Annotated in this window: 17 protein-coding genes; 7 read left to right on the top strand and 10 right to left on the bottom strand. The window is 74.2% G+C overall.

The window, feature by feature from the left end:
* Positions 1–2: 2 nt before the first annotated feature.
* Complete coding sequence (locus OHA72_RS33055; protein ID WP_326999951.1) at positions 3–302, top strand: hypothetical protein; 300 nt, start codon at positions 3–5, stop codon at positions 300–302.
* Positions 303–385: 83 nt separating this feature from the next.
* Entirely contained in the window at positions 386–592 is a 207-nt protein-coding gene (locus OHA72_RS33050) for a S1 RNA-binding domain-containing protein (RefSeq protein WP_326999950.1), read from the top strand.
* Between the two features lie 38 nt (positions 593–630).
* On the opposite strand, the gene OHA72_RS33045 is transcribed toward OHA72_RS33050, so the two are convergent.
* A complete protein-coding gene (locus OHA72_RS33045) occupies positions 631–1,812 on the bottom strand; it encodes an MFS transporter (RefSeq protein WP_326999949.1) in 1,182 nt (393 codons plus the stop codon).
* Between the two features lie 59 nt (positions 1,813–1,871).
* On the opposite strand from OHA72_RS33045, the gene OHA72_RS33040 reads away from it, so the two are divergent.
* A complete protein-coding gene (locus OHA72_RS33040; RefSeq protein ID WP_326999948.1) occupies positions 1,872–2,831 on the top strand; it encodes an ArsR/SmtB family transcription factor in 960 nt (319 codons plus the stop codon).
* Between the two features lie 79 nt (positions 2,832–2,910).
* On the top strand, positions 2,911–4,497 hold the full coding sequence (locus tag OHA72_RS33035) for a methyl-accepting chemotaxis protein (protein WP_326999947.1): 1,587 nt from the start codon (positions 2,911–2,913) through the stop codon (positions 4,495–4,497).
* Here OHA72_RS33035 and OHA72_RS33030 read toward each other — a convergent pair.
* The 3 genes from OHA72_RS33030 to OHA72_RS33020 form a co-directional block, all read right to left on the bottom strand.
* A complete protein-coding gene (locus tag OHA72_RS33030; protein ID WP_326999946.1) occupies positions 4,494–4,919 on the bottom strand; it encodes a DUF6924 domain-containing protein in 426 nt (141 codons plus the stop codon). The two genes, OHA72_RS33035 and OHA72_RS33030, sit on opposite strands and share 4 nt — an antisense overlap.
* A 180-nt stretch (positions 4,920–5,099) precedes the next feature.
* Positions 5,100–5,414 (bottom strand): HAD family hydrolase, encoded by a 315-nt coding sequence (locus OHA72_RS33025; RefSeq protein ID WP_326999945.1) that lies wholly within the window; start codon positions 5,412–5,414, stop codon positions 5,100–5,102.
* A complete protein-coding gene (locus OHA72_RS33020; RefSeq protein WP_326999944.1) occupies positions 5,411–5,758 on the bottom strand; it encodes an HAD family hydrolase in 348 nt (115 codons plus the stop codon). The genes OHA72_RS33025 and OHA72_RS33020 overlap by 4 nt, the downstream gene beginning before the upstream one ends.
* Before the next feature lie 84 nt (positions 5,759–5,842).
* On the opposite strand from OHA72_RS33020, the gene OHA72_RS33015 reads away from it, so the two are divergent.
* On the top strand, positions 5,843–6,574 hold the full coding sequence (locus OHA72_RS33015; RefSeq protein WP_326999943.1) for a class I SAM-dependent methyltransferase: 732 nt from the start codon (positions 5,843–5,845) through the stop codon (positions 6,572–6,574).
* A 167-nt stretch (positions 6,575–6,741) separates the two neighbouring features.
* On the opposite strand, the gene OHA72_RS33010 is transcribed toward OHA72_RS33015, so the two are convergent.
* Positions 6,742–7,323 (bottom strand): TetR/AcrR family transcriptional regulator, encoded by a 582-nt coding sequence (locus tag OHA72_RS33010; protein ID WP_326999942.1) that lies wholly within the window; start codon positions 7,321–7,323, stop codon positions 6,742–6,744.
* Positions 7,324–7,367: 44 nt separating this feature from the next.
* On the opposite strand from OHA72_RS33010, the gene OHA72_RS33005 reads away from it, so the two are divergent.
* Entirely contained in the window at positions 7,368–7,967 is a 600-nt protein-coding gene (locus tag OHA72_RS33005; protein ID WP_326999941.1) for a lysophospholipid acyltransferase family protein, read from the top strand.
* A 42-nt stretch (positions 7,968–8,009) separates the two neighbouring features.
* Here the strand turns inward: OHA72_RS33005 and OHA72_RS33000 are convergent, their stop codons facing one another.
* The 3 genes from OHA72_RS33000 to OHA72_RS32990 form a co-directional block, all read right to left on the bottom strand.
* Complete coding sequence (locus tag OHA72_RS33000; RefSeq protein ID WP_326999940.1) at positions 8,010–8,324, bottom strand: MTH1187 family thiamine-binding protein; 315 nt, start codon at positions 8,322–8,324, stop codon at positions 8,010–8,012.
* 24 nt (positions 8,325–8,348) lie between these two features.
* A complete protein-coding gene (locus OHA72_RS32995) occupies positions 8,349–9,638 on the bottom strand; it encodes a M20/M25/M40 family metallo-hydrolase (protein ID WP_326999939.1) in 1,290 nt (429 codons plus the stop codon).
* A gap of 276 nt (positions 9,639–9,914) precedes the next feature.
* Positions 9,915–10,559, bottom strand: a complete 645-nt coding sequence (locus OHA72_RS32990; RefSeq protein ID WP_326999938.1) for a ribonuclease FAU-1 family protein — start codon at positions 10,557–10,559, stop codon at positions 9,915–9,917.
* A gap of 30 nt (positions 10,560–10,589) precedes the next feature.
* Between OHA72_RS32990 and OHA72_RS32985 the strand changes: the two genes are divergently transcribed.
* On the top strand, positions 10,590–11,342 hold the full coding sequence (locus OHA72_RS32985) for an SDR family NAD(P)-dependent oxidoreductase (RefSeq protein WP_326999937.1): 753 nt from the start codon (positions 10,590–10,592) through the stop codon (positions 11,340–11,342).
* On the opposite strand, the gene OHA72_RS32980 is transcribed toward OHA72_RS32985, so the two are convergent.
* Both OHA72_RS32980 and OHA72_RS32975 read right to left on the bottom strand, forming a co-directional pair.
* A complete protein-coding gene (locus OHA72_RS32980; protein ID WP_326999936.1) occupies positions 11,332–12,030 on the bottom strand; it encodes a DUF6745 domain-containing protein in 699 nt (232 codons plus the stop codon). The two genes, OHA72_RS32985 and OHA72_RS32980, sit on opposite strands and share 11 nt — an antisense overlap.
* Positions 12,031–12,242: 212 nt before the next feature.
* Positions 12,243–12,659: a GNAT family N-acetyltransferase gene (locus OHA72_RS32975; RefSeq protein WP_326999935.1), complete on the bottom strand. Its 417-nt coding sequence runs from the start codon at positions 12,657–12,659 to the stop codon at positions 12,243–12,245.
* Between the last annotated feature and the right edge of the window lie 20 nt (positions 12,660–12,679).

The raw sequence follows: 12,679 nt of genomic DNA, 5'->3' as shown, positions 1-12,679 counted from the left end.
GCATGCTGCAGCAGGTGAACCCGGAGGCGGCGCACGCGTTCGTCGGCGACGACGAGGCCGACGAGTTCATGCACCGCCTCGCCGCGCTCGGCAAGGACGGCACCGGCTGCCCGGACAGTCCACCCGCGACGGTCCACGGTAACCATTCCTGTCGGGCGTGGGCTGAGGGGGCCTTCTCCCCCGGCGAGCGGGCCGGGGCCGCTGGGTCCTTGCCGACCGCCCCGCGTAGCGGCTACGGTGCAGCGGTGACTGCCGGGTCGGCCATGTGCCGTGCACAGACAAGGCATCCGGCAGTTCGTTGAGCTGCCGGCGGGCCCGTGGCCCGCCACTCCTTCCGCACCGCCCGCCCGCTTGAGCGGAGCCTGCTGAGGAAGGAGGTGATCGCATGTCCCGCTTCGAAGACTGCAGCATCGGCGACGTCCTCGTCGGTGAGGTGTCCGGCGTGGTGCCGTTCGGCACGTTCGTCCGGTTCGCCGACGGCGTCGACGGCCTGCTGCACGGCGTGACCGGCCTGCAGGTCGGTGCCGCCGTGACGGTCCGCGTCCTGGACAAGGACAGCGAGCGCCGGCGCGCGAGCCTGGCACTGGCCTGATCGACGGCGGGCACCCGCGAGACGGGTGCCCGCCCGGGTCACAGCGCCACCGGTTGCAGTTCCACCGCGCGGCGGCGCGGTGCAACGCGGGCCGTGAACAGGGCCGCGGACACCAGCAGCGAGCCGACCGCGAGGATGCCCATCGCGGTGCCCGGCGCCACCCACTGCGCGATGAGCCCGCCGAGCGTCGCGCCGACCGCCTGCATGGCGAGCAGCCCCGAGCCGAACAGGCCGAGTGCCTGGCCGTGCAACGGTTCCGGGGTCGTTGCCAGGAGCCGGTCCTGCAACAGCAGCGTCGCGCCGTACCCGACGGAAGCGATCCCCGCCAGCGCCGCCGCGACGGGCAGCGACGGTTCGAGGAAGAACAGCAGGTACGGCGCGGCGAGCAGCCACCGCAGCGGCCCGCTGAGCCGGAACCGCAGCCGTGGCGGCACGAACCGGCCGGCGATCGCGTCACCGGCGAGCATGCCGATGGCGGCGGTGACGAACAGCACGCTGGCCGCGGCCGGCGAGTACGGCACGAACAGCGCCTCGCAGCCGACGATCAGCCCGTTGGGCACCCACATCGCGATGTACACGCCGGGCTGCCACACCTGCCGGTTGCCGCGCCAGGTCGCCCGCACCGACGCCCGGTCCGTGGCGCGCGGCGGCCGGGCGCTCAGCCCGAAGCGGGCCACGAGCGCGGACAGCACCTGCAGGCCCGCCCCGACGAGCAGCGCGCCGCGCGGGGACACGGCGGCGACGAGGGCACCGCCGACGGCGAACCCGCCGATCTGCATCGCACCGATGGACATGTTCAGCAGCGACCGGCCCAGGATGTAGCCCTCGGCGGGGAGGATCTCGGCGAGCAGCCCGTACCGGACGCCACCACCGACCGAGGCGGCGAGGCCCTGGGCGAAGATGACGGCGAACAGGGCCGCGATCGGCAGCCCCGGCACCGCCAGGACGGCGGTCGTCAGCGCCGCGAACACGGCGAGCCCGGTCAGCGCGGCCCGGGGCGGCAGCCGGTCCGCCCACGACAGCACCGTCGCCGCGCCGACCAGCTGGGCGAACGACGCGCCGAACATGCTCAGCGCCGACAGCAGCGGCGAGTCGGTGGCCGCGTAGACGAGCGTGCCGAGCCCGATGCCCGCCACCGTCCCCGCCGCCACCTGCCCCGACACGGTCCCGAACAGGGCGGTGAACTCCGGCGTGCGGAAGAGTTGCCGATACGTTCGCATGATCGGCATCCTGCGGCGCCGGTACCGGCCCGCGGTAAAGTTTCGGGTGGAGGCGAAACGTGGGGTTCTGGCAGATCGGCACCGACGTGCTGGCCCGCAGCCGGTTCGTGGTGTCGCCGCTCGCCGAGACCGTCGCCTGCCTGTCCGCGCTGGGCGGCCAGCACGCCCGGTCCGCGCCGCAGCGGGAGTGGCTCGCCGCGCACCGCCCCGCCTTCGAGGCCCGCTATTCCGGCGACCCGTTCGTGCGACCGTTCCTGCACGCGGCGATCCGACCCGGCTGGATCGCCGACTTCCTGGTCACACCGCCGCACACGCCGGGCGAGACGTTCTCCACGGAGCTGGCCCGGCTGCGCCGCACCCCGGACGCCACCGCCCGCGCGCACCTCGGCCTCGACGGCGCGCTGCCCGACGTGCTGCTCGCCGACGGCTTCACCGATCGGGCCGCCGACCTCGTCGAATGGGTGTGGTCGCAGCTGGTGCGGCCGGGCTGGTCACGGCTGCGCCGGGTCTTCGAGGCCGACATCGTGTCGCGCACCGACCGGCTCAGCACCGGCGGCTGGGCCGCGGTCCTGGACGGGATGCGCCCCGGCATGCGCTGGCTCGGCGACGGCCGGCTGCAGATCAACACCTACGACTACGCGCCGATGGACATCAGCGACGCCGACCTGCTGCTCATCCCGACGACCGCGGCCCGCGGCTGGGTCGGCTGGGAGGAGCCGCCCAGGTCGTACTCGATCATCTATCCGTGCACGGGCTGGCTCGCCACCCCGACCGGCGCCGCCCCGCCGGACGCGCTCGCCCGGCTGCTCGGCCCGCTGCGCGCCACCGTCCTGACCCTGCTCGCCACGCCGCTGAGCACCACGCAGCTGGTCGCGCTGACCGGCGCCGGCCTCGGCTCCGTCGGCGGCCACCTGCGGATCCTGCTCGACGCCGGCCTCATCACGAGACGCCGCTCGGGCCGCTCGGTCCTCTACTACCAGACCCCCACCGGCAAGGCCGTCGCGCTGCCGACGCCCTGAATCCGGTACGGCGGCCGATCCTGACGCGAATATGAGGAACTCTCGTCCACGGTGACGGTCACATCCCTACCGTGGAGTCGTGGCTCTGCGTGATCTCAGTGTGAACGTCAGGATCGTCGCCGCCGTGCTCATCGCGGTGCTGGTGGCGCTCGTCAACGGTGTGCTGTCGATGGCGGCGCTGGGCGAGGCCAGCGACGCCGCCCAGCAGATCTACAGCAACAACGTCATGAGCACCGGCGCCGTCGGCAACGTCCGGGCGACGGCGACGCTGGCCCGCGTCGACCTCGCCAACCACGCCGCCGCCACCGGCAGCGCCGGCACCCAGGAGCAGTTCGTGCAGGCGTTCACGGCCGACCTCCAGGCGTTCGACGCGGCGCTGGAGCAATACCGCCGCAGCGGGCCGGCCGGCGACATCGCGGTCGTCGACGACCTGGAGGCGGCGTGGGCGGAGTACGTGCGGATCGCGCAGACCGTGCAGCTGCCCAACGCCACGAAGGGTGACCTCGCCGCCTGGCAGAAGGTCCGCACCGACCAGGTCGCGCCGGTGTTCGCGACGATCAACAAGGACCTGGACAGCCTGGAGCAGTCGGAGGCGGCCGCCGCCGCGACCTCGGCCAGGTCGGCCCGCGACTCCTACGAGTCCAGCAGAACCGCGGCGATCCTGCTGCTCAGCATCGGCCTGCTCGGCGCGCTCGCGCTGGGCCTGCTGGTGGCCCGCGGCATCGTGCGCTCGCTGAACCGCGTCAAGGTGGTGTGCGAGGGCCTCGCCGACGGCGACCTGACCCGCACGACCGGGCTCACGTCCCGCGACGAGCCGGGCCAGATGGGTCTCGCCCTGGACACCGCCACGACCCGGCTGCGGCAGACGGTGTCGACGATCGACGGGTCCGCGACCCGCCTCGCCGGCGCCTCGGAGCGGATGTCGGGCGTGGCGACCCGGATCGCCTCGTCGGCGGAGGAGACCTCGACCCAGGCGCAGACCGTCGCCGCGGCCGCCGAGGAGGTCTCCCGCAGCGTCGACACGGTGTCGGCCGGCAGCGAGCAGATGGGCGCGTCGATCCGCGAGATCGCGCAGAACGCCAGCGAGGCGGCCCGGGTCGCGACCGAGGCGGTGCAGATCACCGAGCAGACGTCGGCGACGATGAGCCGGCTCGGCGACTCCTCCGCCGAGATCGGCAACGTCATCAAGGTGATCACGTCGATCGCCGAGCAGACGAACCTCCTCGCCCTGAACGCGACCATCGAGGCGGCCCGCGCGGGCGAGGCCGGCAAGGGCTTCGCGGTCGTCGCGTCCGAGGTGAAGGACCTGGCGCAGGAGACGGCCCGGGCCACCGAGGACATCTCCCGGCGGGTCCAGGCGATCCAGGCCGACACCAGCGGCGCGGTCTCCGCGATCGAGCAGGTGTCGGCGGTCATCGCCCGCATCAGCGACTTCCAGACCACCATCGCCTCCGCCGTGGAGGAGCAGACCGCGACGACGTCGGAGATGAGCCGCAGCGTCACCGAGGCCGCCGCCGGCACCGGCGAGATCGCGCAGAACATCACCGGCGTCGCCGAGGCCGCCCGCCTGACCAGCGCGGGCGTCACCGAGTCCGAGCAGGCCACCACCGAGCTCGCCCGCATGTCCGGCGAGCTGACGGACCTCGTGGGCATGTTCCGCTATTAGTCGTCCTCGTCGCCGAAGCCGCGGTACGCGCCGTCCTCGCCGACGGCGTCGGCGAACTCCTCGAAGTCCATGTTCCCGATGCTGAGGTTCGCCGACACGTCCGGATACCAGCGCGCCGGCACCCGGAACGTGCGCCCGGGCTCGTTCCACAGGTCGACCGCGAGCAGCGGCCGCTCCTCGTCGCGCATCGTGGTCGCGTCCGCGACGAACAGGTATCCGACCTGCTCGTCCTCCTCCGCCACGGCGTCGGCGGCCACGAGCGCCTGGATGCTCACCCCGTCGTAGGCGGCGTCGCTGACGAACGTGGCGCCGACGGCCTCGGCGTCGACGGCCGCCTTCACCGCCGCCCATGCGGCCTCGTCGGTGAAGTCGGTCCGCAGGACCAGCGACGCCAGGTCCGCCGGCTGGGGAAGGCTCGTCATGCGGGCGATCCTTTCACCCGGCAGTCCCTGCGGCGACAGTCCCGGGGCGGCACGGGGCGCTCTGTCCTGTGCCGGTCGGCCTCGACCGCGTCGGACTGCGCCACACGCCAGGCGGGCAGGCCGTCACCTGCCGCCGGCCCTCGTGAACAGCAACGTCACCGCCGTGCTCGCTGCGCCCGTCTACACCGGGCAGTCGTCGAGGTCGTGCAGGGCCTGGATGACCGGGCCGGGCCAGGTCGGGTCGGTGTCCTTGTGCTCCACGGTGCGCACCACCCGCATGCCGACCGCCGCGGCGCCGGCCAGCTCGCCGTCGGCGCCGTCGCCGACGAACACGCAGTCGGCCGGGGCGGCGCCGAGGGCCTCGGCGGCGGCGAGGTAGATGCGCGGGTCGGGCTTGCCGATGCCCAGGACGCTGGAGAACACGGCGACGTCGAACCGGGACGCCAGCGCGCACGCGGGCCACGCCTCGGCGGCCTCCGCGGTCGCGTTGCTCACCAGGGCGAGGCGGAGCCGCAGGCCCGCAGCGCGTCGAGGGTCGCGAGGGTCGCCGGGGCCACGGCGTCCAGGACGCGCCGCGCGAGCGCCCGGCGGCGCGCGGCGGCGCGGGCCACCGCTTCGCCGGACGGGGTGGCCCCCAGGCGACCGGCGAGGATGCGGATCGTCTCCTCGACGCTCCAGTGCGTGAGCCGCTCGTCCCAGGTGTCGTGGTACGCCCGCAGCAACGCCCCCGCGTCGACCCCGATCATCCCGGCCATCTCGGCGACGACCCGGTCCCGTTCGCCGTCGGCGCCGTCGACCAGCGTGTGGAACAGGTCGAACACCAGGAACCTCGGCGGCATGCGTCGCACGCTAACAGGCCCGCCCGGCTGTGAGTCGACGCACGTCCGCTTGTCCAGGTGGCCGCCGGGGCGTTGGGTCGGGGGATGGCTCGTATCGCGTACGACGAGGGGGACGCCGCGGCGTTCGAGACGAACCGGCATCTGAGTGGGGAAGGGCTGGGCGCCTGGCGGGAGGCGGTGGGGCGGCACCTCGACCCGCATCCGGGGCAGCGGCTGCTGGACCTGGGCTCCGGCACGGGCAGCTGGGCCCGGGCCTTCACCGCCTGGTTCCACGGCGTGGAGGTGCTGGCGGTGGAGCCGTCCGCGGCGATGCGGGCCCGATCGGTGTACCTGCCGGTCATCGCCGGGCACGCCGCGCGGGTGCCCGTGGTCGACGGGGTTGTCGACGCCGTGTGGATGTCGACGGTGATCCATCACGTGCCGGACCTGGTGGCCGCCGCGCACGAGCTGCGCCGGGTCGTGCGGCCGGGTGCACCGGTGCTCATCCGGTCGGTGTTCGCCGGGCGGCACGACGGGATCGGCCTGGTCCGGTTCTTCCCGGAGACCGCGGCCGTGCTGGACACCTACCCCAGCGTCGGGGACGTCGAGGCGGCGTTCGCCGCCGCCGGGTTCGGCACCGTGGCCCTTGAGCGGGTCGCCCAGACGACCGCGGCGTCGTTGCCGGAGGCGGTGGCGATGCTGCGCCGCGACGCGCACACCCCGCTGAAGCTCATCAGCGACGAGGCCTACGACGCGGGCCTGGCACGGATGCGCGAGGCCGCCGCGACCGAGCCCGGACCGGTCGTCGACACGCTGGACCTGCTGGTCCTGCGATAGCGACGCTCGCGGGCGGTCGAGAAGGCGGGCGACCGCCCGGCCGGCGCAGGTCGCGGCGGCGCGGATCGCGGCGCGGGCGGTCGACAGCGACGGTCACGGGCGGTCGAGGAGGCGGGCGGCGCAGGTCGCGGCGGCCAGGTCGCGGCGCAAGCGGTCGACAGCGACGGTCACGGGCGGTCGAGGAGGCGGGCGACCGCCCGGGCGGCGCGGGTCGCGGCGGCCGGGTCGCGGCGCAGGCGGTGTGCGGCGTGCAGCGACAGCATCACGCCGGTCAGCTCGAACACGACCTGCTCCGGGTCGTCGACGGCGGCGGTGCGCGCCTGGTGCAGCAGCTCGCGGTGCCAGCGTCCTGCGGCGCCGGCGATCGCGTCGCGGACCGGGCCCGGCCGGTCGTCGAACTCCGGCCCCACCGCCATGAAGAAGCAACCGCCGGGCGGCCGGTCCGAGGTGACGTAGCGCAGCCACGAGCCGGCGACGGCGCGCAGCCGGGGCAGTCCGGCCGTGGTGGCGGCGACCGGCTCCCAGACGTCGCGCCAGAACTCGTCGGCGGCCAGCTCGACGACGGCGAGCTGGAGGGTCTCCTTGTCGCCGAAGTGGCCCAGGACACCCGACTTGCTCATGCCGAGGTCGGCGGCGAGCCGGCCGATGGTGAGACCCTCGAGACCCTCGACGGAGGCGACGTCGACGCCGTGCCTGACGATGCCGGCCCGGGTCTGCCGGGCCTCCGCGACGGTGCGACGGGGACTCATCACACCACTATAGCGTCCGACCGTTCGGACGCTATATTCGCCGGATGCCTCTCCTGCGCCTGATCTTCTCCCTCTGGTACCGCCCACGCGTCGAAGGCCTCCATCACGTGCCGCGGCGCGGGGCGGTCATCATCGCCGGCAATCACCTGTCGTTCTACGACAGCGTGGTCATCCCGCTCGTCGTCCCGCGCCGGGTGGTGTTCCTGGCGAAGGCCGAGTACTTCGAGCGGGGCCGGCTGCGCCGCTGGTGGTTCCGCGCCTCCGGGGCGGTCCCCGTGCGCCGCGGCGACGGGCCGGCCGCCCGGGAGGCCCTCGACACCGCCCTCGACGTGCTCGCCGGCGGCCGCGCGTTCGGCATCTACCCGGAGGGCACCAGGTCGCGCGACGGCCGCCTGTACCGTGGCCGCACCGGTGTCGCATGGCTGGCGCTCACCGCCGGGGTGCCGGTCGTCCCGGTGGCGCTGGCGGGCACCGGCGGCCTGCCAGGGCGGGAGCGGATCACCGTGCGGTTCGGCGCGCCGCTGCACCTCACGGGGGCGCCCGGCGATGCCCGCGACCGGCGCGCCGCCACCGACGAGATCATGGACGCGATCGGCGCCCTGTCCGGCCAGCAGCGGGTCCCGCGGTACAACCCGGTCCAGTAGCGGCCCGGGCAACTCCACGGCACGCCGGCCCGGCGGAGTGCTCTAGGACGACGGCTCGGCAGCCAGGTGCCGCTCGACGGCGGCGACCTTCGCGTCGAGGGCGCCGGTGACGCCGTCGCGCCAGTCGACCTTGATGACGGTGGAGGTGCGCGGGGACTTCGCGTGGACGGCCTCGACCGCGGCGCGGACCACGGCCATCGCCTCGTCCCAGGTCTCGCCCTCGACGGTGGTGAACATGGCGTCGGTCCGGTTGGGCAGGCCCGAGGCCCGCACCACCCGCACCGCCTCGGCGACGAGCGCACCGACCTCCGGGCCCGCACCGAGCGGGGTGACGCTGAACGCGACGAGCACCGACATGGCCACCACCCTACCCAGCACGGTTCAGCACATGCGCAGGAAGCGGTCCAGGACGCGGGTGCCGAACAGCAGGCCGTCGACCGGGACCCGCTCGTCGACGCCGTGGAAGAGGGCGGTGAAGTCGAGGTCCGGTGGCAGGCGCAGCGGGGCGAAGCCGAGGTGCCGGATGCCGAGGCGCTGGAAGGCCTTCGCGTCGGTGCCGGCCGACAGCATGTACGGCAGCAGCCGCGCGTCCGGGTCCTCGGCGGTGATCGCCGCGGTCATCGCGTCGACCAGGGTGCCGTCGAAGCTGGTCTGCACCGACGGCATGCTCTTCCACTCGCGGCTCACGCCGGGCCCGACGACGGCGTCGACCTCGCGCAGGAACGCCTCCTCCCGGCCCGGCAGCAGCCGGCAGTCGAAGATGGCCGACGCCGTCGACGGGACCACGTTGTCCTTGTAGCCGGCGGAGAACATGGTGACGTTCGCGGTGTCGCGCAGCGTCGCGCCGATCATCCGGGCGACGGAGCCGAGCCGGCCGAGGACCGCCGACGGGTCGTCCTCGTCGAAGGGCACGCCGGTGAGCTCGCTGACGCCGGCGAGGAAGTCCCGCACTGGCGGGGTGAGCGCGAGGGGGAACTCGTGCGCGTCCAGCCGGGCCACGGTGGCGGCGAGCCGGGAGACGGCGTTGTCGGTGTGCAGCAGCGAGCCGTGCCCAGCCGTGCCGCGGGTGTACAGCCGCAGCCAGCCGACGCCCTTCTCGGCGGTCTCCACCAGGTACGCGCGGACGCCGTCGGCGACGGTCAGCGAGAAGCCGCCGACCTCACTGATCGCCTCGGTGATCCCCTCGAGCAGCTCCGGCCGGTGCTGGACCAGCCAGCCCGCGCCGTTGACCCCGCCCGCCTCCTCGTCGGCGAGGTACGCGAACACCAGGTCCCGCGGCGGGACGACCCCGTCGCGGCGGAACCGGCGGGCGACGGCGAGGCTCATCGCCGCCATGTGCTTCATGTCGACGGCGCCGCGCCCCCACACGTAGCCGCCGGAGACCTCGCCGGAGAACGGGTGGACCGACCACTCCGACGGCTCGGCCGGCACGACGTCGAGATGGCTGTGCACCAGCAGGGCACCCCGTTGCGAGGAGCCGGGCAGCCGGGCGATGACGTTGCCGCGACCGGGCGCGCCCGACTCGACATACGTGGTCTCGTAACCGGCGTCCTCCAGGCGCTCCGCCACGTATTCGGCGGCCCGGCGCTCACCCCGGGTCCCGGACGGCTCTCCGGTATTGGTCGTGTCGATCCGGATCAGCTCGCTCGCCAGTGCCACGACTTCGTCCACGCGGCCGAGGGTAACGGGTCGCGCCGAGGTGCACGGTGGCGTACCGGCCGAGCACCGCCGCCCCGCCGCACGCCCAGAACACGGCCTCGGCGTCCCGGAACAGCGCCACCAGCGCGACGGCGAACAGCACCGCCGAGACCGGCCCCACGGCGCGGTCCACGACCTTCCAGCCACGGACCGCGCCGCCACCCCACCACCGTGCCATCCCCATGAATCCTACCTGCAAGATAGGCAAACGGGAACGGCCGCGGTGGAGGCCCTGCAAACGGCACGGCCTCAGCCTCGGCTGAGCGCCTCGGGGTCGCCGGCGGCATAGCCCGCCGGGAGCGCGGGCACGGGCCAGCCGGCGTCCGGGACGAAGTCGCACCAGGTGCCGTCGAACGGGAAGCGGCCCGCCTCGGCGTCGGCGATGACCCGCACGCCCTCGGCACGGATCGCGGCCGCCTCCTCGGCCGTCCAGAAGCCCGGGCGGCCGATGCAGTCGGTGAACTCGTCCTCGTCCTTCCATCGCCAGGTCCGGTCCGGCGCCACCACGACGTCGAGGTGGTGATCGACGATGTCGATGCCGCCGTCGCGGCGGTGTGCCGGGGACTCCAGGTTCACGTACCACCCGGCGAACGCGCCGCCGGCGAAGAACCACCACACGGAGTGGGCGGCGCCCGGCGGGTGCAGCAGCAGGACGTCGGTGCCGCGCCAGGTGCGCACGGACAGCGCCGCCGCGCCGTAGGCGTCGTGGGTCGGCCTGGCCCGCAGCACGCGGCCGTCGTCCTCGACCCGGCAGGCGAAGCCGGCACCCTCCGGCAGCCACAGCAGCAGGCCGTGCGCGTCGTCGGCGAGGACCCTGGTCGCCAGGGCCCACGTCAGGTGCGGCCCGCGGAAATACCGCCGGAGCATGGTCGGTGGCGGTGCCGGCGCGTCCATCCACAAACCATAGCCATCTACGATGGCGGCATGGCACGGGTACTGGTGACGGGTTCGACCGACGGGATCGGGCTGGAGACCGCGGCGCAGCTGCTGCGGCTCGGGCACGACGTGGTGCTGCACGCACGGACCGAGGCGCGGGTCGCCGCGGCCGGGCTGCCCGGCGTGCCGGCGGTCGTCGGCGACCTGGCGTCCCTGGCGGAGACGAAGGCCCTCGCCAGGGACGCCGGAGCGTTCGACGTGGTCGTGCACAACGCGGGCGTCGGCGGGCAGGACGAGCGGCGGCTGACCGGCGACGGGCTGGAGCGCACGTTCCAGGTCAACACGCTCGCGCCGTACGTGCTGACGGCGCTCATGCCGCGCCCCGCCCGCCTGATCTACCTCACCTCCGGCCTGGAGTCGGTCGGGGTCGCCGACCTCGACGACCTGCAGTACGAGCGCAAGCCCTGGCACGGCATGCAGGCCTACAGCGACTCGAAGCTGCTCGACGTGGCGCTGGCGTTCGCGGTGGCGCGGCTGTGGCCGCAGGTGCGCAGCAACGCCGTGGACCCGGGGTGGATCCGCACGAAGCTCGGCGGCGCCAGCGCCACCGACGACCTGCCGGAGGGCGCCGAGACGCAGGTGTGGCTGGCGACCGCCGACGAGCCGGCGGCGGCGGTCACCGGCCGCTACTTCAAGCGCCGCACCGATCTGAAGGCCAACCCGGCCGCGTACGGCCGGGCCGTCCAGGACGGGCTCCTCGCGGCCTGCGAGGCGCTGTCAGGCGTGAAGCTCACCAGCTGACGGTGGCGCCGTCGCGGTAGCCGACCCGCCGCGGTCCGATCAGCACCGGCCGCTCCACGAGCACGCACACGTCCTCGCCCGGCCACCACCAGCCGGCGGCGCGGGCGAGCGCGGCCCACCCGTCCAGCTGATCGGCGTCGTGCGCCCGGTACTGGGCCAGGCCGAGCTTGCGCAGCATGTCGTACAGGCCGATCCAGGTGACGTCCTGCTGGCCGTACCAGCAGACCGGCAGTGTCCCTTGTGGACCGATGACGGCCCGCACGGGCCAGGTGATGCCGGCCGCGATCGGGGTGTGCAGCGACTGGCGCAGCACCTCCCGCAGCGGCACCCCGGCCTCGATCGCCTGTACCGGCGGCAGTTGCGGCCAGGGCTTGTGCCGGTCGTCCTTGTCGGACTTCTTCACCGTCGCCGTCAGGTCGGGGTGGGTGGCCGCGTCGTCGAGGGCGCCGCGCAGCCGGGCCAGCCCGGTGGCGATGTCGCCGGCGAGCGGTGGTGTCCCTTGTGGACGCCGGGCGAGGACCCATGACTGGAGGTCCCGGTGCGTCGGCATGCCGGTGAGCAGCGGCAATGCCTTGCGTGGCGAGTCGACCCAGCGGAACGCCGGCGCGCGCCGGTGCTGCCGGCGGTAGAGGCCGGCGATGAGGTGTTCGGTGGAGGCCCGGTCGGCGGGCCCGGTGGATCGTCCCACGTCGAGCCATTCGTCGCGGATCGGCTCCGCGCGATGCCAGAGCTCGACGATGCGAGCCGCGGGCGGGCGTTCTGCTGAGCGATGGAGCGGACGGGCTGCGGCGGCACGCCGCGCCGTGGCGGTCAACGCGCGAGGGCGGACGCGCCCTTCCGGTGAGTGCTGATCATGTCGTCCATTGTGCGGGCAGCCGGCCGCCACCCGCAACCCCGGTATCAGAGTTTGACGAGTCCGGCACCGGTCGGGGTGAACCCGCACGATGCGAGGTAGAAGTCGCGCAGGTGGTCCTCGAAGTCGACGTGCAGCCACTCGCAGCCGCCGGCCCGCGCCCCGTCGACGGCGGCGGCGACCAGACCGGTGCCGACGCCGCGTCGCTGTGCGGCGGCGGACACGACGGTGTCGAGCACGAACGCGTGGCCCGCACCGTCCCAGGCCACGTTCACGAACCCGAGCAGCGCGCCGCCGCCGGAGGAGGCGCGGGCGCAGACCCAGCCGAGGCTGTGCCGGTTGACCCGCTCCCACCAGCCGTCGCCGGTCGGCGGATGCCCGAACCCCTCCGCGTGCAGCGCCTCAACCTCGGCGTCGTCGAACCCGCCCCGCCACGAATAGCTGATCGTCCCGGTCACCGACACGGACCGCACCCTACCTGTCC

This window comes from Dactylosporangium sp. NBC_01737, from assembly GCF_035963215.1.
Lineage (GTDB): Bacteria > Actinomycetota > Actinomycetes > Mycobacteriales > Micromonosporaceae > Dactylosporangium.
Note: the sequence above shows the minus strand (reverse complement) of the source record. Positions and strands in the feature narration are given on the sequence as shown.